The following is a 21882-nucleotide window of genomic DNA, read 5'->3' as shown; positions in this document are numbered from 1 at the left end:
CTTTGCGCACTTTGCGGTTAAATTTTGTACTCAACATCTATATTAGTTTTCGAGTGAATTTAATATTTCGGCAATATGGATTGTTTTGATTCTGCTTTTTTGTCTTTTTAGAATTCCGTCCAAATGCATTAAGCAAGACATATCTCCACCTGTAATATAATCCACGTTATGACTTTCGTGATCTTTAATACGATCTTGTCCCATTTTTACAGAAACTGCCTCTTCGGTAACACAGAAAGTTCCGCCAAAACCACAACATTCGTCTTTTCTAGTTAAAGCAACTAAATCAAGACCTTCTATACTGTGCAATAATTGTTCAGGTTTAGAAAAAAATGGTGCGTTTAATTCAGACATCTGCGAAAGCTTTAATCCACGCTGACCATGACAGCTTACGTGCATTCCCACTTTATATGGAAATCTTCCGTCAATATGATCGATTTTTAAAACATCTGTTATAAACTCTGTAAGTTCGTAAACTGTATTTCTAATTGCCCTTGCTTTCTCTTCTTGCTTTTCGTCGTGCAAATGGTCTTTTACATGCAAAACACAGCTTCCAGAAGGACAGACTATGTAATCAAATCCAGAAAAATTGGCAATAAAATTCGCGTCGCATCCTTTTGTTAAATGCGCATAACCGCTATTAGCCATTGGTTGTCCGCAACAGGTTTGTCCCATCGGAAATTCGACGTCACAACCTAATTTTTGTAGTAATTCGTAGGTTGCGATTCCTACTTTAGGATAAAATTGGTCGACATAACAAGGTATAAAAAGTCCAATTTTCATGTTGTAGTATTTAGTGTGTTGTTCTTTTAGGCGCGTACTGTAAAAATGTAAAAAATACGTTTCTCAGCAAATTTACAACATACAGACCGTTTTTACCTAATGTTTATAGAATTTCAAGTCAATTAAATCGTTCTGAATTGGTTTTGGATTCCAGTTATCGTGAATAGCCAATGCAGCTCCTAGAGCACTCGCTTGTGCCATTGACGCGGCATAAACTTCGACATCTGGAAAAGCTTCTGCCAATAAATTCATGTAAATCGAATTTTTACTGAAACCTCCATCCACAAAAATCTTCTTTACCGGACTGTTATGAATTACCAAATTGGTAGAAAAAACCTGCTGTTCTACCAAATCCAGCATTAATTGATGATAGGCTGTTTCGTAATCTTTATAATGCGAAAGATCTCTTTTTTGAAAAGGGCATTCTTTCAGAATATCAAAATTGTACTTTTTAGGATAGAAAATCTGATAGTTAAGTGCGCGTAAATTGGCTACTATTTTTTTATCAAAATAAACTTCTTTATACGTATCAACTGGAACATTAAAATGCTGCGCCAAACGTTTTGTCTGCACTTCATGTTCGTTTCCTGCAAATAAACGGGCAGCTTTTACAGGCTTTTCTGTGTACTGCATATAACACAGGCAGTCGTTTTGCGATTCATCAAAAGTTAAAGGTTTGTTGTTGAATGGATTTAAAGAAATGCTCCAAGTTCCTGTTGACAATAAAACAAATGGCTCAGTAAAATTGATTGTATACGGAATAATTGCCGATGAACTATCGTGTAACCCAACTCCAATAGCTAGATTATCGCGAGTCATAATGACATCTTTACCAAAATGAATTGGCGGTATTTTATCTGAAATACCTTCTTCTTTCAACCATTTATGGTATTTCATTTTTTTGAAATTCCACAAATTCGTATGACAGCCAATACTTGTAATATCAGCGTATGCTTCATTCGTTAAAAGAAAACTTAAAAACTGCGGCAAATGCAGACAGTATTTTACTTTTTCAAATATTTCGGGCTTCTGTTCTTTTATGCGATAAATCTGCATTCCCGAATTTAAACTGCCCAAAACCGGAGAAGCTGTTTTTACAGCAAACTTTTTTTCTCCTTTGTATTTTTCATAGAAATCAGCTTTTAAATCCTCTGGATAATCTTTTAGATAATTATACAGAGGAGTTAAAACTTTTCCGTTTTCGTCTATATAAACAAAACTGGCTCCGTAAGTGCTGAAATTGATGGCTTTTAAAACATACTCTTTAAGCTCTTTTATTTCAGATAATCGTTCTAAAATCCAGTTTTTCAGGACTTCGATATCTTCGCACGGAAATCCATCTTCGTCTGTGGTTTCCTCCAGATTAACAGATTTCTCCCAGACAATTTTATAATTTTCGTTAAATAAAAAAACCTTTTTGTTTGTTTTACCAATATCAAAAATCGCAACTACATTCATTTTTTTAATTGTAAATTGTTAATTATCAATTGTCAATTTATAATTAACAATTAATAATTTATAATTATAATCCCGTTGCCATTGTTTTTAAACCTCTTTCTTCAATCAGATTTTGTCTTACTTGAATCGAACGATATAACGCTACCGGATCTAATGCAGCTCCAGAACGTAAACGAGCTTCTGCTACAAGAGCGCGAACATCTGTACGGAACGCATTTTGAAGAATTTCCTGTGCTTTTACCACGTCATTTTCTTCTTGCGCTTTTTCTAATGCTTTTCTATCAACTGAAAGTGCTTGCGCATAAGCAATCATAATCGCTTCAACAGACTGCAATAAATCTTCTAACGGATCTTTAATGTTGTGAGAAGCATCGATCATCCAGCCTAAATCTTTGGCGTGATTCATTCCTCTTGCGTCCATTCCTTCCACTAATTCATTAAAAATCAAGAATAATTGGTAAGGTTTTAATGCACCAGCAGTTAAATCGTCATCACCGTATTTTGAATCGTTAAAGTGGAAACCACCTAGTTTGTTTTCCATCAGCAGTAAAGATACAATCTGCTCAATATTAGCATTTGGAAGATGATGTCCTAAATCGACTAAAGTCTGCGCTTTGTCACCTAACTTCTTAACATACGAATAAGACTGCCCCCAATCTGCTACAGTCGTAGAATAAAAGTTAGGCTCAGCACATTTATATTCTAAAAACAATTTCCAGTTTGAAGGCAATGCATCGTAGATTTCTTCTAAACTTTCTAATGTATTTTGATAGGCTTTTCTAAAGTTTAATTGTCCTGGAAAATTAGAACCATCTGCCAGCCAAACTGTTAAAGACTCAGATCCTAATTCGATTCCGTGTTTAATAACTTCTATGTTGTGAGCAATTGCCTGTTTACGAACCGCTTTGTTAACGTTTTGTAATGAACCGTATTTGTAAGTATGTTCGGCACTTGCTTGATCTTGAAATGTATTTGAGTTCATCGCGTCAAACTTCAATCCGTGCTGATTTGCCAGTGTTTTGATCGCTTTGTAATCAGTTGGAATATCCCACGGAATATGAAGTGAAATCGCTCCTGAAGCATTATTTAATTTGTGAAGCAATCCAACGTCTTCGATTTTTTCTTCTAAAGAACGAGGCTCTCCACCTCCAGCAAAACGTCCAAATCTTGTTCCTCCTGTTCCTAAAGCCCAAGATGGAATTGCAATTTGAAAGTCGATTAATTTTTGAATAATCGCTTCTGTATCATTTATTTCTGATGCTGTAAAAACTAATTTATTTTGGTGTTTTTTTAATAAATCTTCGTTATGAGATTCGATGTGGTTTGATCCGATTAACATAGTTATTGATATTTTAATAGAGTTTACAAGATATAACTTTATACGCTGTGAACTCCCGTTTTACTTCACTTTTTTGTTAAGTTTTCCTTGTTAGAGCGAATTGTTATATGCTAAAAAAATCTAACGTTCGAAAGATTTCGAACGCTAGACCACAAAAAACCACTTTTGCTTAAACAAACTTATATAAAAAACCTAAACAATCTTTATCTATAAAAGCCCATTGCAACTCCGCCGTCTACGTTTAAGGCGTTTCCTGTCGATTTATTCAAGAAACCTCCAACAAACGCAAAACAAGCATTTGCGATATCATCAGGCAATATGATTTCATTTAATAACGTACGTTTTGCATAGTAAGCCGGAAGTTCTTCAACCGTGATTCCGTATGCTTTTGCACGACCTTCTGCCCATCCTCCAGACCAAATGTTTGAATCTGAAATTACAGCATCAGGATTTACTGTATTTACACGAATTTTATCTGCTCCAAGCTCTGCAGCCATTAAACGTGTTAAGTGCGCTTGAGCAGCTTTAGCCGAACCATAACCAGGATTATTTGGACCAGCCACAACAGCGTTTTTAGAAACAATATTTACAATATCTCCTCCAAAACCTTGTTTGCGCATTACTTCGATTCCTGCTTTAGAAACAATAAATTGTCCTTTAACCAAGATATCATATAATCTATCCCATTCTTCTAAAGTATGTTCTGCGATAGATTTAGAAATACTGATTCCAGCATTATTAACCACAATGTCAACACCTCCAAAGGCTAAACACGCTTCGTCTAATGCTTTTTCTGTGCTTACTTCATCAGTAACATTCAATAAAGTACTTGAAACTGCATCTTTACCAAATGATTTGATGAACTCAGCAGTTGCACCTTCTAAACGCTCTTCGTTAATATCGTTGATTACCACACAAGCACCTTCTTGAGCGAATTTTTTAGCGATAGCTTTACCAATTCCGCCTGCAGAACCTGTAATTAAAGCTACTCTTCCAGATAATGCTTTTGGTTTAGGCATACGCTGTAATTTAGCTTCTTCTAACAACCAATATTCAATATCAAAAGCTTCTTGGTGTGGCAAAGAAGTATATTCTGAAACTGCTTCGGCACCTTTCATTACGTTTACTGCATTGATATAATATTCAGATGCCAAACGTGCCATTGTTTTATCCTTAGCAAAAGTAAACATACCAACTCCAGGATATAAAATCACAACTGGATTTGGGTCACGCATTGCTGGCGAGTTTGATTTTTTACATGCATTGTAATAGTCTTTGTACATTGCACGGTAAGCCTCAAAAGCAGGAGTTAATTTTGCTTTGATTGCATCAACATCAGATAAATCTTCGTTTGGATCCAATTCTAAAACCAAAGGACTAATTTTAGTTCTCAAGAAGTGATCTGGACAAGATGTTCCTAATGGAGCTAATTTTGCCAAATCATTAGAGTTAATAAATTCCAAAACTCTTGCGTCGTCTGTATAATGACCAATCATCTGACGTTCTGATGAACAGAAACCTCTTAAGATTGGAGCTACTTTTGCTGCTTTCAATTTACGATCTGCTTCTGGAAGACTGTCGATTTTTTTACCTCCAAAAACTGGACGTGTTTTTCCGTAATTATCTTCTAGGTAAGAAGCACATTTCTCGATTACTTCCAGCGTATTGATATAACTATCAAAAGCAGTATCTCCCCAAGTAAATAAACCGTGAGAACCTAACATGATTCCGCGTAGTTTTTTACCGTTTTTTTCTGCCTCTTCTAAGCAAGCTCTCAACTGAAGACCAAGATCAAATCCTGGACGCTGCCACCCTACCCAGCCAATTTCTCCGTTAAATAATTCTTCTGTGATTTTCTTTCCATCTTTCGCAGCAGCGATCGCAATTGCCGCATCTGGGTGCAAGTGATCAATATGTTTGAATGGAAGAAAACCATGTAAAGGTGTATCGATAGAAGGCGCTTTTGAAGTTAAATCGAAAATACAGTGATTGAATAATTCTACCATTTCATCTTCAAACTCAATACCTCTATAAACATTTTCAAGATTACGAAGTCTGTCCAAATACAAAGCCGCACAACCTGATTTTGTCAACGTTCCAATATCACCGCCAGAACCTTTAATCCACATTACTTCAGAAGATTCTCCAGTAAGAGGATCTTTGTCTGTAATTTTCACAGAAGTGTTTCCACCGCCGTAGTTGGTCAATCTTAAATCAGCCCCTAACAAGTTCGAACGATAAATAAAAAGCGCTACTTCATCACCTGCTAATGCTGCTGCCTTAGCCTCATCCCAAAGGTAGCTTACATGCTTAAAATTCATATTATTAATTGTGTTTGTATTCGACATATACTATTTTAAATTATTTCTTGTATTTATAATGAGTTACCAATTCCTACCAAAACGATTGCAAGCATGATAAGTCCAATTCCCCAGAAAAAAGTTCTCATTGTTTTTTTAGAAACTCCTTTCCATTCTTTCAAATAAAATCCCCAAAAGTTTGCTGTCAAAATGATGGTTGCCATATGGAGAATCCATGAACTAGCGCCATTTCCTAATTTGCTTTCGCCCATTCCGTAAAAGAAAAACTGTAAAAACCACATGGTTCCAGCAAGAGCAGAAAACAATACATTTTTGGTTATTGGAGTAGATTTATCAGTATAATTTTTAATTGATTTGTTTTTAAAATTCAAATAAAGACACCAGATAAAATTGGTTGTTAATCCTCCCCAAAGTAAAACAACATAAGTTACATTATTCTGGAACAAAGGATTAGCTCCATTTACTACAGCTTGCTCTGCCATAGATTTTCCAGCCTCAATTCCGTAATTAAAGAATGAACTTAAAATTCCAGAAATCACGGCTACGATCAAACCTTTTACCAGATTAAAGTCTTTGTCTTTATCTTCATGGCCAGTTGCAAAATCTTTCTCTTTTAGCATTCCTGCTTTTCCAGAAATAGCAATTCCAATTAGATATACAACCACACCCAATAAAACCAACTGACCCCCAGGATTAGAAATCATGTGAGAAAATGAAATCTTACCTTCTGTTGGAACAAAATCATAATAAATTGAAGGAACTAAAGCTCCAAACGCAGAACAGAATCCTAAAGTAATTGAATTTCCTAGCGACATTCCTAAGTAACGAACGCCTAAACCGTATGTTAAGCCACCAATTCCCCAGATCAATCCCATTAAAAAAGTAAAAGATTTTATGGATGGAGATGCAGCTGCAATAATTTCAGTAAAATTTGGAATCGTTAAGTATGCTGCAATTGGCGGAACAATCAGCCAAGAGAAAAATCCTCCTACAAGCCAATAGCTTTCCCAAGCCCAATCTTTCACTTTTTTAAAAGGCATATAAAAACTACCTGAAGAAAATCCTCCGATAGAGTGAAAAATGATTCCTAATAATGATTCCATATTATTGCTTTTGGTTTAGGTAAGGTTTGTTAGTAATTTGGTTTTGTAAAATAAGAGAATGTCAAAAAGAAAACTGTCCTGTACTATCCTTTACGGATTTCATATTTTTTGTTAAAACTAAGGATAATTAGAAATAAGCACTTCTAATTATTGGGTAAATAAATTTAAAATGGCTATTTTAGCAATCGATTTCGCAATTATTAATTCCGCATTTGGGTTAAAATTTAAAAATCATAAAAAAAAGATTACAAGCCTTGCTAAATTCTCTTTTTTGATAAGCAAAATGATTTTGCGTGATAGATTTATCTTCAAAGAAGAGATTTTTTTTAAAACCGTAGAATTAAAATGGGTTTCGCTGAAATACGAGACGTACTTCCAACAATGAACATGATTAAACTTATTAAAATAGATGAAGATTCAAGAGTTCCGAAATACAAACAGATTGTAGATTCTATTCTTCAGAACATAGCCAACGGAAATTTAAAAATAAATCAAAAAATTCCCTCTATTAATAGTTTCAGTGAAGAATTTTATATGTCTCGTGATACTGTTGAGAAGGCTTATAATATTTTAAAAGAAAGAAAAATCATTTCTTCCATTAGAGGAAAAGGCTACTATATTACCCGAACAAAATTGGAATCTAAAGTCAATATTTTGTTTTTGACTAATAAATTGAGTTCCTATAAAATGAAAACTTATAGCTCTTTTATTGATACTTTAGGGGCAAATGCACATGTTGACCTTCAAATTTACCACTGCGATGAGACTTTATTCTTGAATATCTTAGATAAGTTTGAAGGTGCTTACGATTATTATGTTATTACAACGCACTTTAAAACAGATGAATTAAAACATTTGAGCTTTACTGACGATGTTGTAAATGCCATTAAAAAAATCCCACAAGAAAAACTGGTGGTTTTAGATAATATAAAATTAGGAACAGGTAACGATGTCATTAAAATTTATCAGGATTTTGAAAATGATATTTATAATGCCTTAAAAGAAGGCCTTTCTAAAATATCAAAATACAAGCGTTTAATTCTAGTATATCCTGATAAAGCGGTTTATCCTTATCCGAGAAGAATTTTGCATGGTTTCAGAAAATTTTGTGTGGAACACGAAATCAATTTTGAAATCCTGAGTGAGGTTTATGATGATATGATTCTTAAAAAAGGAGATTTGTTTATTACAATCGAAGAATCCGATTTGGTAAATTTAGTGAAACAGATTCGTGATGAAGAGTTTGTTTTAGGAAAAGATATTGGTGTCATTTCATACAACGATACACCTTTAAAAGATTTACTTGGCATTACTGTAATGTCAACCGATTTTAACGTAATGGGAGAAACCGCAGCGAGGATGATCTTGAATAAAGAAAAAGGCCAGGTAAAAGTACCTTTTAATTTTATTGATCGAAATTCTATTTAAGGCATTAAGGTTCTAAGATGCTAAGATTCTAAGTTTTCCTTTCTTTATTTTAAAACTTTGTACTTTGTAAACCATAAAAAACCCCGCTTTATTAGCGGGGTTTAGTTGTATTATTTTTTTGATTCTTCGATAGAAACTTTTCTAAACTCTTTTAAAAGTTTTTCAATTTCCAAAGTCGATTTACGTGCTCTTGGTCCAGCAGCTTTAATTCCTTTTTCAGTCAAAGATTCAGCTTCAGCTTTGAATGTTTCAATTTCGGCGTTGATTTTTACTAATAAATCTTTCATGCTTATATATTGTTAAATTAAGTCACAAAAATAAAAGTTTGTGTGATAGTTACAACAATTTTGCTGTTAAATTTAATGCAGTTTTTCATTCATTTTCTTCACAATAAATTGACCTTAGCTTTTCATAAAACACCAATAAACACAACAAACTAACAATCAATCACTTATTTCAATTGCATCTCCATTATTGTCATTCTAATGCTTTCTATAAAGTATGCTATGCAAACAATTTTAATCTTAAAATAGGATCAAAAACAATTCTATTTGTTAATTTTTTTGTGGAGAAACTCCCTTAAAAAGGAAAAAATTACTCGATTAGAGTCTTATTTAAGGTAGACATTCTTTGAAATAAGCCTATATATGATGCTTTTATCTATCTTAATTTTTGATGATTCCATAATTAAGTTTTCAAATCTAAAATTGCTTAATCGCACATTCGGATCTTTTTCTACTCCATAAAAACTAGTGTATTTAATATCAATATTTCTAACCATTAACCAAAGCAGGATAAACATCCAACTTTTGTTGCGAAAAAGTGAAGCTCAACCCTCCCAAAAAAGCCAAAACAATAACAAATTTTCTTATCTGTATAGAGGGTCTATCGTTTCAAAATTATTTTAATTCAACTTTTACTTTTGCAGAAAGTTGTTTGGCTAAATTTGTTACATAATTTGTAAAAAAAGCCGAATCATTAAAGCCTTTATCTGCACTCAATTCCCAAGCTGCAATAGCATAATAGCTGATTTCTTTATTGTTTTCAACTTTTAGTTTTGCCAAATAAGAATCTGTTAGCTGCCCTGTTTTTGGAGCTTCAATATAACCTTGGTAAATTTTTGCCGGAACTAAAATAGCTGTTCCTAAAATCCATTGACGTTCGTAAGTCAGATAATCATGCTGAATTAAACAAACCCAATCTCCCGCTTCAATAACCTGAAGCGGTTTTTTATTGTTTAAATTAGAAATTGCGGCCAAAAAAGTTTCATTTCCTTTAATGCCGTTTATAGAAACGGTATTTTTATAGCCATACATTCCAGGCCAGATCGAAGTCGTTTCTTGCACCTGATACAAATTTCCAGAAGCATTCCAATTTTGGTAGTGATAGCTCAAAACAGAATTTACAGGCCCTTCTGTCACAATTTTAAAAGTGGTCTTTTCTACATTATTGATGGTGTCATTTCCTAAAATTCCAAGCCTGTTTATTTTATTATCAATTAGCAAGGCATAACCACCTAATCCTACAGAATTTCCAACAGGAAAAATATCTCTTCCCCAATCGTACATTACATGATAATTATCTTCAACCGCACCTTTACTATTTATTCCAACATTCTCTGGAGTTATTCCTGGAAGTTTTTTTCCGAAAACATCTTTCGAATTTCTTCCGTCCAAATAATGTCTAAAACCGACTTTGTCATTTTCCCAAGTTGGTCCATCCGTCTGGTATTTTTGATAGCCTAATTTTTTATGAACCTGATCTGCCATTAAAACTTCTTTCGTATCTGGATGAACCGGAAGATTTTTTCCTTCTCTTTTTCCAAAACGAACACTCGTTTTAATGATAAACTTCGGATCTGTTTCTGACCATTTTAATAAAATATCTTTTTTCTCGCCAGGTAAAAAATCAGCCGTAAAGAAAAGTTCATCCCATTTTCCATCGCCGTTAAGGTCATTGGTCTGCGCTGGAATGGTATCGTTTTTATAAATCAAAATCGGATAAGTTCCTTTTATGGCACTTTCTCCAACATAATCTCTTTTAATAGAAATTGCTTTTTGGGCCAATGCCAGTGAGCTCTCGTTTTTCAACACAATAGTTATTTCTGATGCATTTTGAGAAACTTTACAAGCTGTAAATAAAGCTGTAAATAAAGCAAATGGAAGATAAAATAATGCTCTTTTTTTCATTGTTTCTTAGTTCTTAATTTTTCCGAACAATTTAAGAGTTTTAATTGTTATAATAACACTTAAAATCAAGAAACTTTGTGCAAAGAATTCTACTTCTTTAATTAAAAAAGCAGAATAAAGAATAACTCTATCCTGCTTTCAAAAGCAATATTTTAATTAAAATATGTTAGCTTAGAAAAATTATAAAAAATAAAAGATAAATTACATTAAAAAATACATTGCTTTGTAGTATTCCTGAAACTTTTTCTGAGAAATCTTTTTGTATAAAGAAGCTTTTTTAATTGTTTTAAAACCCAATTTATTGTCAAAAAATGTTTTTAGCTCCTTTAAGATTTCAGTTCTCGTCTTAGATTCATCAAACAAAATAAAGTTATTTGCTCCTTCTAAAAATGATAAACTTCTATAAAAATTTAAATTAAATAAGTAAACCAAAATATTAGATCCTTTTTTCTCTTTTGCTAAAAAATTGAGCAATTCACTATGATTGTGTATTACAAAAACAATACGGTCAAATTCTCTCGTCTCTACTTCGTCAAAAAAGGAACCTTCAATAAAATCGAACTCTTCTTTAAATCTTTTTTTGAACATTTTCAAGAAAACACCTTTGCTATCAAGCACTAAAACTTTTTCATTCTCCATCATTCCAATTTTTAATACATACAAACATAAATCAGCAAATAATAAATAAATACCCTAATAAGCCAAAAAAAGAATATTATAAGGTATTTTTAAACTTTTATGATATGGGTAACATTATTCTCGACAAAAGCCAATAACTCCTCCATTTTTCTATAGCCATAATCTTTTCTAGAAATTGTAATAATATAATTATTCTGCCCTTTTATATATAGGAACAAAAAATTCTTAGTCAAGATAGCCTTCTCTATTGCTGTCCATTTATGGGTTAATCGCCCTAAAGGAAACCTAATACATACTTTAGAATCTGTAAATATAAATTTATATCTATTGTTCAATTTTCGAAATTTGACAAATCTTTTTGCTAATTGAAAGGCCATTTTTGAAATGGCATCAATAAATGAGTTTTCAATTACGACAAAAAATACAATTATCGCTAAACTTCTTATCAGCCAAAGAAAAAAATCAGCCTCAAGATTAATATGAGAGAAATCAAAAAAAATTACAAATAATAAAACCAATATTGAGATAAAAACAATACGGTCTTTAAACAAATGTTCAAAATACATTTTGTTCAGTTTTCTTATCTCAGAAAGGTGCAATTGAAACTCTAAAGAAAAATTTGAAGGATTCATAATATTCATTTCGGATTTTTTCTAATCACCAAAATTACCTTTAAAGTTTCTCTGTATAAGAACCCTTTAAGTTTTATAACTATCAAAATAAGACTTAAATTTTTCCTTTAATTTTTTTTTACGACATAAAAACAAAAAACAAAGTTTTTTATATAAAAAATCAATATTACAGAAAGCTTGTAAAAGACAAAAAAATAACAAAATACGACATAAAAACAAAGCGTATTTATTTTGTTTTCAAATAGTTAACAACAATCATAGTTTTGTTTTGAGGTTAAAATTATTTATTTACTTTTGAAATTAATCTAAAATTATTACAAATAATTTCCTACAATGAATCTATACTCAACAGAAGAAGATTTACGAGAAAAAATAAAAGAAATTACCTGTCTTTACGATATTTCAAAAACTATATCGAAAACAAATTCTATAAATATTCAGACGCTATATGATATCATTATAAGCACAAAAAATGCATGGCGTTATAGCACAGATAGTATTGTGGAACTTCACATTAAAGATTATCACCTATCAACATCTGAACAGATAGAACCAGCCATTTTTCAATCTAGCGTCATAATAGTAAATAAAACAAATTACGGTTATATTAAAGTTTACTATCCTTCAAAAAAATATATTTTGGATGACTTCAGCGAAGATGAGCAACAGCTTCTAGATACAATTGCGCTAGAAATCGGGAATTACATTGACAAGTATCAAACTTTAGAAGAAAAAGCAGCTTTAAAAGCAACTATTGAGCGTATGGAACGTCTTTCTTTACTTGGCGAAATGACGGCAGGAATTGCGCACGAACTGAACACACCACTTGGCAATATTTTAGGTTTTGCTGAACTTATAAAAGAAAAAAATTCGAATCCAAAAATTAGTACTGATCTTTCTATTATCATTAATTCGGTAATATATTCGCGCGAAATCATCAAAAAACTAATGTTCTTTTCTTGTGAAATGCCCCAAAAACTAGAATTGCAAGAACTTAAGCCTATCATAGTTTTTGCCTTAACTTTTCTAAAATCCAATTTTCAAAAAAAGGCCATAAAGCATGAATTAATTTTCAAAAATGACTCTATAATGGCCACAATAGATTCAGTTCAAATTACCCAAGTACTATTTAATCTACTAATAAATGCAATTTATGCTTCGCCTGAAAAAAGTACTATTAAAACAATAGTAGATAATGACGAAACCAACTTGTATTTGAAAATTGAGGATAATGGAACAGGAGTTCCTGATTCTATAAAAGAAAAAATATTTGAACCTTTTTTTTCAAGCAAGCCACTCAATTATGGATGCGGACTTGGTTTAAGCGTAGTCCATAGCATAATTCAAAATCACAATGGCGAAATTACACTTCAAAACAATTTCCCATGCGGGTCAATTTTTAGCATTCAAATTCCTGTTATACTGCCGGCCACATACTCCATGCCTGCAGGCAGAGACAGCGAGAATTTTGCACCGCTGAGTGCCGCAGCATTATTGTTGACAATGTCTACCTTGTAAGTACCAGGGGCTCCGCCCTGACTGAGACTTACTGGCTGATAAGAGGTTGGTGCATTTATCTGCACTTGAGCAAATGCCCCTCCTCCTATTACAAACAACAATAACAACAAAATGAATGTAATTTTTGTTTTCATAAATCACTTTTTTAATTAAAACAACCTATATAAATACTGCTAAATCAGTTTTTTACTATTTGCAGCGGTACTGTATGGGCTATTTTTAATTGCTTGTTTTTTTTAATAAAATTTGATACTTGAAAAATTGTGGCGCAAAATTCATCCTATTTTGAATTTCATTTTACCAGTAAAAGATTTTAGAATAACAGTTTAAGACCGATTTATTATGAAATGTGGGGTGTGAGGTGTGAAATGTGGAGTGTGAAATGTGGAGTGTGAAATGTGAAATGTGGGGTGTGAAATGTGAGATGTGGGATGTGAAATGTGGGGTGTGAAATGTGGGATGTGAGATGTGGGGTGTGAGATGTGGGGTGTGAAATGTGTAGTGTGTGGTGCGAGATGTCAATTATCAATTGTGAATTGTCAATTATAAAAGGCTGTTTGTTTTGGTTTTGGTTTAAAAGGCGTATAAAAAAAAGGAGAAAATTAAAAATTTTCTCCTTTGCGTATGGCATGTAAAAAATGCAAAGAGTAATCAAAGAATTTCACAACGAGATTACTATTTACTATTACAAATGTCTTATTTCAAAAATACTTTTATAGCTCGTAAAAGTTTTTAAAGTTATATTTTAAGACAGAATTAATTGTGAATTGTGAATTGTCAATTATGAATTGTGAATTGTGAATTGTTAGCTCGCATAATTCTCTTATCAGCCCTATTCTTATATTTAAAGGTTGTTTCCCCTTATAGTTTAATTCCGTTTTTAAGATTTTTTAACGAAGCATCTTTTGAAAGCTTAATTTGATTAATTACAATTTCAGCGATTTTATTTGCTCCTAATGATGAAAGGTGCGTATCGTCGGCCTTATCTTTATCATAAAAGGCATTTTCTCCCGCTTTGAAATGAAGATGAAGCTGTTTTGATTTTTCTGGTCCATAAGACTGCTCCAATAATTCGGTATAATATTCCAAATCTATAAAAGGCACATTGTACTCTTGTGCAACCAATCGGGTTTCTAAAGGATAATCGCCATGTGTTGGCACTAAAACTCCTTTTTCGTTAAAATTACGTCTACTAATAGAAGTTAATAATACCGGAATAGCGCCTTTTTCTCTGCTTTCTTTTACAAAACGAATCAGGTTGTATCTGTAGGCCGTATGCGGATTGGTATAGCGCGACGAATCTTCTATTTTTTCGTCATTATGTCCGAATTCTATAAAGACATAATCACCTTTTTTAAGTTTGTGGTAAACAGAATCCCAGCGTTTTTCATTGATGAAGCTTCTGGTGCTTCGTCCGTTTACGGCTTTATTGATTACGGTTACGTTTTCTTTGAAAAAAGGTTGCAATACTTGAGCCCATCCATGTTCTGGATTTTTTTCGGGGTCTTTTTTATTAGCCATTGTAGAATCTCCTATGCAATATAGGGATGTTTTTTGTGCGAAACTTACTGTGGTGATAAGGAATGCTAGGATGATATATTTTTTCATTTTCTTTTATTTTTGTTTTTTACTGCGAAGTTTTTTTCTACCGCAAAGTGCACAAAGGTTTAATAAAGAAGGTAAAGAGACAAAGCTTTGTGCCTTATTTGGCAAAGCACATAAAGAATAAAAACTTTGCTCCCGATAGCTATCGGGATTGCGCTTTCTTTATGTGCTTTGCGTCAAAATTAACTGCAAAGTAGACGCACTGCGGTGCGTCTCTACAAAAAACCTTTGAACCTTTGTTGCTCAGAACCTTTGAACCTTTGTAAAAACCTAATGTTTTGAAACTGCTGTAGGCACTGTTGCTTTTTTACCTATAAACACATCTGTCATCAAGACGTTTTCTGCATTTTCGTTTGACAGGGCGTTTTTCGCTTCTTTGATTTCTATGTTTTTTAATGATATATTCTTGATTTTTTTGTCTGCAAATCCCTGAATTACGATTCCAGATTCGGATGCTTTGTTACAGGTGATATTGGAGAAATATACATTTGATATATCTGACTGATACCCTTTCCCTTCTCCATGATAATTTGCCGTAATATAAAGACAATCTTCTACTTGGTCTAACTGAATATTATTAACAAATATATTTTTAATATAACCACCGCGATCGGCATTTGTTTTTAGATAAATGCCACGCTTTAAATAACCTGCCGTTTTACAATTCTCGACATATACATTCTGAACGCCTGCCGACATTTCGCTGCCGATTACGACGCCATGAAGTCCTTTAAAATTACAGTTTCGTATCACTATATTTTCGCTTGGGGTTGCTGTATTGGCTCTTCCTTCGTGATCTCTTCCTGCTTTTATGGCTACATTATCGTCTCCATTATCAAAAGTAACATTTTCTATTAAAACGTCTTTTGCGTATTCGGGATCGATTCCGTCGTTGTTATGATTTAGCGATTTATAGCTTATACCACGAATGGTTATGCTTTTTGATTTTAATAAATGCAGGCACCAAAAAGGCGAATTTTCTATTCGAATATTTTCTACCAAAATGTTCTTACAGTTTAAAAACTGGATCATTTGCGGTCTTAAGAAATAACCTTCTCCAAATTTTCTTTCTTCGATTGGAGTGCTATTATGATTCATTTCGCGGCTACGGTTTTTGCCCTCGTTTTCTTTTGCTTTAAAGGTTTTCCATGTTTTTCCTCCTTCTCCATCAATAGTTCCTTCGCCAGAAATAGCAATATTGGTACAACTATTAGCATATATTAACGGACTGTAATTGTAAAGCATCGTGCCTTCCCAGCTTGTTAAAACCATCGGGAGATAATCTTTCGGATTGTCGCTGAATTTTATTTTGGCTCCTTTTTCTATCTTCAAATTGACATTGCTCACAAAATGAATTGGTCCGTTTATTTTATAGATTCCCTTTGGTACAATAATAGTTCCGCCATTGTTCTTCTTGCACAATGCCATTGCTTTGTCAAAGGCCTTTTTATTATCGGCAATAGAATCGCCTTTTGCTCCCAGTTTTAAAATATTTATCTGATAAGCAGGTACTGTCGGAAGCTGAATATTGTTTACAATAGCATCTACTTTTGCCGATGGAAAATCTCCGTTTTGTGCAAAACATGTACTGGTGATGAGTATTAAGAGAAGATATTTTAGATTCATTTTTTTATATTGAATTTGTAATCGTTTTTTTTACCGCAAAGTGCGCTAAGGTTACGCAAAGTTCGCAAAGGTTTAATATTTAAGGAGACAAAGAAACAAAGCTTTGTGCCCTTTTGATGTAGAACATAACGAAAATAAAGAAAAAACTTAGTGGACTTTGTGTAACCTTCGCGTACTTTGCGGTAAATTAACCGCTGTAAACTGAGACTGTGACTGAGACTGTAAACTGAGACTGCAACTGAATACTAAAAATACCACGCTCCAACTTTATCTTTAAGAATGTTCTCTATTGAATACTGCCCTGCTTCTTTCTTGGAAAGCTGATGCGACCACTTTACTCTTTTTGCAGGCTGAAACCCTACGCCAGTGCAATTGTATTCGGCATAAAAAGATTTTTTTTCTGCTTCTGGTTTAGACCAGTTTTCCCAGCCTTCAGCTTTAATCTGGCTTCCCATTTCGCAGTTTATAAAAACCGTTTTGGCATAAATACGCCATGGTCTTCCTAAATAAACGTCTTTTGCATCTTGATTTGCTGTGAGTTTGCAGTTTTTAAAAACGAATCCGAAAGGAGTTCCTTCTGGAGTTGAAGCTGCTGTGATATACGAACTTTTAATACTGTGGATAGTACAGTTTTCGAATAAAGCAGTTGCACCTCCAAAAATAAAATCGGTTGTTCCTTCTATGTAACAGTCTTTAAAATATTGTTTGGCCTCTTTTCCAGATAGATATAATGTATCCTGATTTCCTAGAAGATTACAGTTCACTATTTTGGCACGATTTGCTGTAACTGACAACGCAATAGCTTGTCCGCGTTCTCCTGAAGTATTTTTAATGGTTAAGTTTGATGCCGAAAAATCGTCTCCCTCAACCAAAAGCGTATAGGTATAAAAGGTACTGTTTCTTCCGAGTCCGATTTTTGAAAAATTATCATCAAAAGTTATAATCGTATTTTCTTTGCTTTCTCCTTGTAAAACGACATTAGTATTCCATTCTGGGATTCGGACTTTCTCGTTGTATATCCCGTTTTTTACGAATATCGTCACTTTCTCATACGGAAAGGCTGGAGTTGCATAAACGGCATCTTGAATTTTGGTGTAATCTCCAGAACCGTCTTGTGCGACAGTAATGTAATTGATATTTTTCTTTTCGGCAGCACCTACTTTCGTTCCATTTTTAACAGCCCAGTCTGGAAATTTTTTCAAAACTTCCTGCGGTGCATCTGAATACCAAGAGTAGCCATTTCTTCTTTCTGATCCAATTTGATCTAATGATTTTTTCTTGATTCCGTCACGATCACAAAAGAAAGGTTCATTGGTTTCCAAATCTATAAATCTCGCCCAGATTGGTTTCGCATTTGCTGTTGGAATCATTTTTTTATCTACAATTTTTCCAGCGTCATTTAAAATTCTTTTTTCTTCTAAATTGGTGATTTTTGTTTTTTCAAACCAAGCCACAGCGCTTTTTACAGCAGTAACTATTTCTGGAGAAGGTTTGTCTAAAGACATTAAAAGCAATACAATTTTGGCCGATTCGTAACCGCTTAGCGATGCTAATTCAAAAGCTCTTGCATTTGCAGGTGCCAGCGTAACTTCGTCATGCTGTGCACACCATGCGGTTAAAACTCCGTTTTGTTTGTATTGTGTTTTTAAAATACAGTCGATTCCTTTATCAAAAGCTTTTTTACATTTTTCTACAACTTCTTTTGATGGTTTAATGCTATAATAATCCGAATCGTCTGCTACGGCTTTTATGACATTCATAATATTAACCATCGAATCGTCATTGTATGTAATATGGGCATAATAGCCTTTTTTTAACGGATAAAACTGTGGCCATCCTCCATTTGCATATTGAGCTTCTAACAGATAATTTAATCCTTTTAAGAAAGATTCCTTATAACGTTCGTCTTTAACCTGAGCATACATTCTAGACATAAAAAGCATTTCTTGACAGGTTGCTCCATTGTCTGTAGTGGTTTCTACGGCCGTTTTTTTGAGTGCAATTAAATCTGTTTTCTGCTTCTCGGTCAATTCATCCTGCATCTGAATATTCTTTGGCCAACCACCAATGTCTCTTTGGTAGAGCAATACATTTTCGGCTATTCTTTTGGCATCTGCGCTCGCAAACCAAGAGGCATCATTCTTACGAATAACTTCAGGCCATCTTTTGTAGGTGTTCTGAGCATTTACAGCAAAACTGCAAAGGCATAAAAAAAGTATTATTTGTTTTTTAAAATGCATCATTTCCTTCTTATTTCGTTACTCTAAACCAATCTACTTCAACATTTCCAGAATCATTTTTTACTTCTTCACCTAAGGCAAAAAGTCCGACTTTGGCACCAATCCATCTTCCTTCTCTTGATTTGAAATCATTTCCGATAGTTTCATAATTTTTATCATCTAAGCTGTAAAAGAAACTGCATATTCCATCTTTCTTAATTTGAACTCTCAGATAAATGGTATTGTTTTCTATTAAAATTGATTTTGTTCCTGTTTCTGAAACCGTTTTGTCAAAAGTTCCTGTTTTTTGGTTCAAGTATAGTTTTCCATCGATATTTTTAAAGCATAGAAAACTGTAATCTAATCCCATTACAATCAAACCTGTTGATTCGCCTTTTAATCTTGAATTAAAAGTCAGTTTTGCTGTAGCTGTAAACTCTTCTGCTGGAAATTTTTGTAATAACAAATTGGGTGCATTGAAGATGTTCGAAGTACTAGTATTACAAAAAAGATTCAGATACCCTAAACTAGTCGGGAATCCGAAATTAGTTTGTCTGTTGGCTTGCCACTGCCATTGTAATCCTAATTTAGGTTCGTTAAACTCATCTGAAGTTGCCGGAACTTCTATTGGATATTTTTTACCAACATTTGGCTTTCTATAGGTAGTTACAGGCTCACCAATTCCATTTTTATCAAAATCCTCCCCCATAACTGGCCAATCGTTTACCCATTTCATTGGCTGAAGATGAACAATGCGTCCGTAAGCACCTTTATCCTGAAAATGGAAAAACCAGTCTTCTCCTGTCTGAGTGGTAACCCAAGCGCCTTGATGCGGACCATTTATTGTGGTCGAACCTTGTTCTAGAACCTTTTTCTTTTCATAAGGTCCAAAAACATTTTTCGATCTTAAAACAGTCTGCCATCCTGTTGGAACGCCACCAGCTGGAGCAAAAATGTAATAATATCCATTTCGTTTGTAAAATTTAGGCCCTTCAATAGTCTCTTCATCCTTGTGCCCGTCAATAACCATTACTTCATCATTGTTTACGACGGTTCCCTCTGGATTCATGGTACACACTACTAGCAAGCTTTTAATCTGCGCACGACTTCCTGCAAAGGCATGAGTCAGATAAGCTTTGCCATCTGTATCCCAAAGCGGACTCGGATCAATCAATCCTTTTCCTGCTTTTACCAAAAGCGGTTCAGACCAAGGTCCTTCTGCTTTCTTAGCTTTAATCATATAGATTCCGAAATCGGGATCTGGATAGTAAATGTAAAATTCGTTTTTATGAAAAGTAATGCTTGGCGCCCACACTCCATTTCCGTGCTGTACGCTATCGTACGTTTCAAACGGTGGCTGTTTTGCCAAAGCATGTCCAATAATTTTCCAGTTTACCAAATCTTTTGAATGTAAAATCGGTAATCCTGGAATACAGTTAAATGAAGAAGCTGTCATATAATAATCATCGCCTACGCGAACAACATCTGGATCTGAATAATCGGCATGAATAATCGGATTTGTGTAAGTTCCGTCTCCGTTATCTGGCGTCCAGACTTGTGCTATATTCTTTTGAAAAGAAATAATGCAGAAGAGGAATAGGATGATTTTTATGTTTTTCATTTTTAACTACACTTTTTATTTAAACCCGACAGGTTTTGAAAACCTGTCGGGTTTTTAACTTGCTTATTCTTTGAGATGCTTCGACTTCGCTCAGCAAGACAAACATTACAATTGATAATTAACAATTGATAATTAACAATTGTCAATTATCAATTATCATTGTATTTATCTATTCAATTCAATAGCTGCCAAAATAAAAGGCCCTGTTGCTTTAGGATCGTTGTCTTTTTTTCTTTCGTTTACGTAATATTCGTAAGAACCGTCACGGTAAGGAGTTCCTCCTAAACCTGCAACTTGACAGCAGTTTGTTAAAGTGATTCCGCCATCTTCGTCTACTTTTTTGATTAAAACTGTAGTCAATCCGTCAAAAGCTTTGTTGGCTGCTTTTTTAAATTTAGCTGGTAAATATCCTTTGTTTGCCCCTTTTGCAAAAGCATATGAAAACATTGCAGAACCAGAAGCTTCTAAATAATTATCTTTTTCACCGCCTTTATCTGTAACTTGATACCACAAACCTGATTTACTATCCTGAAATTTAAGTATCGCTTCAGAAGCATTGTTTAAATATTTAATCAATTCTTTTCTTTTTGGATGGTCTTTTGGCATATAATCTAAAACATCAACCAAAGCCATTACATACCAGCCCAAAGATCTAGACCAAAAGTTTGGAGAGTTTCCAGTTTCTTTATTTGCCCACGGCATTTGTTTGCTTTCGTCCCAACCGTGATACAATAATCCAGTTTTTGGATCTGTTGCTTTAAGCTGAATTACTTCAAACTGTTTTGCGATATCATCAAAACTTTTTCCGTTCTCAAATCTAGCTGTGTATTCTGCGTAGAATGGTTCTCCCATGTATAAACCGTCTAACCACATTTGGTTTGGATAGATTTGTTTATGCCAGAATCCGCCGCTTTGAGTTCTTGGCTGTTCTGTAAGCTGTTTGCGAATTAATTGCAATGCTTTTAAATATTTATCTTCTTTTGAATAATCATAAACATTAAAAAGCAAACGTCCAGGCAATACTAAATCAATATTATATTTATCGAATTCGTAAGTATTAATACTTCCGTCAGCTTGAACTAAATTATCTACATAACCTCTGATGTAAGCTTTATATCTAGGATCAGGATTTTTTTTGTACAGTTCTTCGATTGAATGCAATACTAAAGCGTGAACATAATCCCATTTAGGTTTTTTAGCATCATCAATCATGTATGCTTCTGGATGGCGTTTCATCAATGTCAAGGCCATTTTATCAGACCATTTCGCATTCTTTCCAATCACAATCTCTTTTGCTGGTTCTTGCGATGTTACTTTACAACTTGTAATGGTCATGAAACAAGCCATCAAAATCGACATGAAATAACTTTGCTTTCTACTATTTTTCATTTCAAAATATAT

16 protein-coding genes are annotated in these 21882 nt (G+C 33.6%); 2 read left to right on the top strand and 14 right to left on the bottom strand.

The window, feature by feature from the left end:
* Positions 1–42 precede the first annotated feature (42 nt).
* The 5 genes from AC5ZCW_RS10440 to rhaT form a co-directional block, all read right to left on the bottom strand.
* Positions 43–783, bottom strand: a complete 741-nt coding sequence (locus AC5ZCW_RS10440) for a (Fe-S)-binding protein (protein ID WP_496119615.1) — start codon at positions 781–783, stop codon at positions 43–45.
* 96 nt (positions 784–879) lie between these two features.
* Positions 880–2241: an FGGY-family carbohydrate kinase gene (locus AC5ZCW_RS10435; protein ID WP_496119613.1), complete on the bottom strand. Its 1362-nt coding sequence runs from the start codon at positions 2239–2241 to the stop codon at positions 880–882.
* Positions 2242–2305: 64 nt separating this feature from the next.
* Positions 2306–3580 (bottom strand): sugar isomerase, encoded by a 1275-nt coding sequence (locus AC5ZCW_RS10430; protein WP_496119611.1) that lies wholly within the window; start codon positions 3578–3580, stop codon positions 2306–2308.
* Between the two features lie 203 nt (positions 3581–3783).
* Positions 3784–5928 carry a bifunctional aldolase/short-chain dehydrogenase gene (locus AC5ZCW_RS10425; RefSeq protein ID WP_496119609.1) on the bottom strand — a complete coding sequence of 715 codons (2145 nt, stop codon included), beginning with the start codon at positions 5926–5928 and terminating at the stop codon, positions 3784–3786.
* Between the two features lie 26 nt (positions 5929–5954).
* Positions 5955–7004, bottom strand: coding sequence for an L-rhamnose/proton symporter RhaT (gene rhaT, locus AC5ZCW_RS10420; RefSeq protein WP_202004625.1), 1050 nt, complete (start codon positions 7002–7004; stop codon positions 5955–5957).
* Positions 7005–7391: 387 nt separating this feature from the next.
* Here rhaT and AC5ZCW_RS10415 point away from each other — a divergent pair, with 387 nt between their 5' ends.
* Positions 7392–8432 (top strand): GntR family transcriptional regulator, encoded by a 1041-nt coding sequence (locus AC5ZCW_RS10415; protein WP_250837173.1) that lies wholly within the window; start codon positions 7392–7394, stop codon positions 8430–8432.
* Positions 8433–8542: 110 nt separating this feature from the next.
* Here AC5ZCW_RS10415 and AC5ZCW_RS10410 read toward each other — a convergent pair whose 3' ends face one another.
* The 4 genes from AC5ZCW_RS10410 to AC5ZCW_RS10395 all read right to left on the bottom strand — a co-directional run bounded on the left by AC5ZCW_RS10410 (position 8543) and on the right by AC5ZCW_RS10395 (position 11892).
* Positions 8543–8719 carry a BF3379 family histone-like protein gene (locus tag AC5ZCW_RS10410; protein WP_008467640.1) on the bottom strand — a complete coding sequence of 59 codons (177 nt, stop codon included), beginning with the start codon at positions 8717–8719 and terminating at the stop codon, positions 8543–8545.
* Positions 8720–9331: 612 nt separating this feature from the next.
* The gene (locus AC5ZCW_RS10405; protein WP_496119607.1) at positions 9332–10621 is read right to left on the bottom strand and encodes a DUF4861 domain-containing protein; all 1290 of its coding nucleotides are present in this window, start codon (positions 10619–10621) and stop codon (positions 9332–9334) included.
* Between the two features lie 201 nt (positions 10622–10822).
* A complete protein-coding gene (locus AC5ZCW_RS10400; RefSeq protein WP_496119605.1) occupies positions 10823–11263 on the bottom strand; it encodes a hypothetical protein in 441 nt (146 codons plus the stop codon).
* 86 nt (positions 11264–11349) lie between these two features.
* Positions 11350–11892 (bottom strand): hypothetical protein, encoded by a 543-nt coding sequence (locus tag AC5ZCW_RS10395; RefSeq protein WP_496119603.1) that lies wholly within the window; start codon positions 11890–11892, stop codon positions 11350–11352.
* Between the two features lie 333 nt (positions 11893–12225).
* On the opposite strand from AC5ZCW_RS10395, the gene AC5ZCW_RS10390 reads away from it, so the two are divergent.
* Entirely contained in the window at positions 12226–13410 is a 1185-nt protein-coding gene (locus tag AC5ZCW_RS10390) for a sensor histidine kinase (protein ID WP_496119601.1), read from the top strand.
* Positions 13411–14271: 861 nt separating this feature from the next.
* Here AC5ZCW_RS10390 and AC5ZCW_RS10385 read toward each other — a convergent pair.
* From AC5ZCW_RS10385 to AC5ZCW_RS10365, 5 genes are all read right to left on the bottom strand, one after another.
* Positions 14272–15018, bottom strand: coding sequence for a rhamnogalacturonan acetylesterase (locus AC5ZCW_RS10385; RefSeq protein ID WP_496119599.1), 747 nt, complete (start codon positions 15016–15018; stop codon positions 14272–14274).
* Between the two features lie 267 nt (positions 15019–15285).
* The gene (locus AC5ZCW_RS10380; protein WP_496119597.1) at positions 15286–16641 is read right to left on the bottom strand and encodes a glycoside hydrolase family 28 protein; all 1356 of its coding nucleotides are present in this window, start codon (positions 16639–16641) and stop codon (positions 15286–15288) included.
* 245 nt (positions 16642–16886) lie between these two features.
* Entirely contained in the window at positions 16887–18884 is a 1998-nt protein-coding gene (gene pelA, locus AC5ZCW_RS10375) for a pectate lyase (protein WP_496119595.1), read from the bottom strand.
* A gap of 7 nt (positions 18885–18891) precedes the next feature.
* Positions 18892–20481 carry a glycoside hydrolase family 43 protein gene (locus AC5ZCW_RS10370; RefSeq protein WP_496119593.1) on the bottom strand — a complete coding sequence of 530 codons (1590 nt, stop codon included), beginning with the start codon at positions 20479–20481 and terminating at the stop codon, positions 18892–18894.
* A 165-nt stretch (positions 20482–20646) separates the two neighbouring features.
* Positions 20647–21870: a glycoside hydrolase family 88/105 protein gene (locus tag AC5ZCW_RS10365; RefSeq protein ID WP_343543763.1), complete on the bottom strand. Its 1224-nt coding sequence runs from the start codon at positions 21868–21870 to the stop codon at positions 20647–20649.
* Between the last annotated feature and the right edge of the window lie 12 nt (positions 21871–21882).

The sequence above is a fragment of the Flavobacterium sp. PLA-DH12 genome (assembly GCF_059511845.1).
This window is presented reverse-complemented; position numbering and strand designations above follow the sequence as displayed.

Bases quoted from the DNA above. Each gene is read 5' to 3' on its own strand.
- AC5ZCW_RS10440 (WP_496119615.1), bottom strand. From the start codon at position 783: ATGAAAATTGGACTTTTTATACCTTGTTATGTCGACCAATTTTATCCT.
- AC5ZCW_RS10435 (WP_496119613.1), bottom strand. From the start codon at position 2,241: ATGAATGTAGTTGCGATTTTTGATATTGGTAAAACAAACAAAAAGGTT.
- AC5ZCW_RS10430 (WP_496119611.1), bottom strand. From the start codon at position 3,580: ATGTTAATCGGATCAAACCACATCGAATCTCATAACGAAGATTTATTA.
- AC5ZCW_RS10425 (WP_496119609.1), bottom strand. From the start codon at position 5,928: ATGTCGAATACAAACACAATTAATAATATGAATTTTAAGCATGTAAGC.
- rhaT (WP_202004625.1), bottom strand. From the start codon at position 7,004: ATGGAATCATTATTAGGAATCATTTTTCACTCTATCGGAGGATTTTCT.
- AC5ZCW_RS10415 (WP_250837173.1), top strand. From the start codon at position 7,392: ATGATTAAACTTATTAAAATAGATGAAGATTCAAGAGTTCCGAAATAC.
- AC5ZCW_RS10410 (WP_008467640.1), bottom strand. From the start codon at position 8,719: ATGAAAGATTTATTAGTAAAAATCAACGCCGAAATTGAAACATTCAAA.
- AC5ZCW_RS10405 (WP_496119607.1), bottom strand. From the start codon at position 10,621: ATGAAAAAAAGAGCATTATTTTATCTTCCATTTGCTTTATTTACAGCT.
- AC5ZCW_RS10400 (WP_496119605.1), bottom strand. From the start codon at position 11,263: ATGATGGAGAATGAAAAAGTTTTAGTGCTTGATAGCAAAGGTGTTTTC.
- AC5ZCW_RS10395 (WP_496119603.1), bottom strand. From the start codon at position 11,892: ATGAATCCTTCAAATTTTTCTTTAGAGTTTCAATTGCACCTTTCTGAG.
- AC5ZCW_RS10390 (WP_496119601.1), top strand. From the start codon at position 12,226: ATGAATCTATACTCAACAGAAGAAGATTTACGAGAAAAAATAAAAGAA.
- AC5ZCW_RS10385 (WP_496119599.1), bottom strand. From the start codon at position 15,018: ATGAAAAAATATATCATCCTAGCATTCCTTATCACCACAGTAAGTTTC.
- AC5ZCW_RS10380 (WP_496119597.1), bottom strand. From the start codon at position 16,641: ATGAATCTAAAATATCTTCTCTTAATACTCATCACCAGTACATGTTTT.
- pelA (WP_496119595.1), bottom strand. From the start codon at position 18,884: ATGATGCATTTTAAAAAACAAATAATACTTTTTTTATGCCTTTGCAGT.
- AC5ZCW_RS10370 (WP_496119593.1), bottom strand. From the start codon at position 20,481: ATGAAAAACATAAAAATCATCCTATTCCTCTTCTGCATTATTTCTTTT.
- AC5ZCW_RS10365 (WP_343543763.1), bottom strand. From the start codon at position 21,870: ATGAAAAATAGTAGAAAGCAAAGTTATTTCATGTCGATTTTGATGGCT.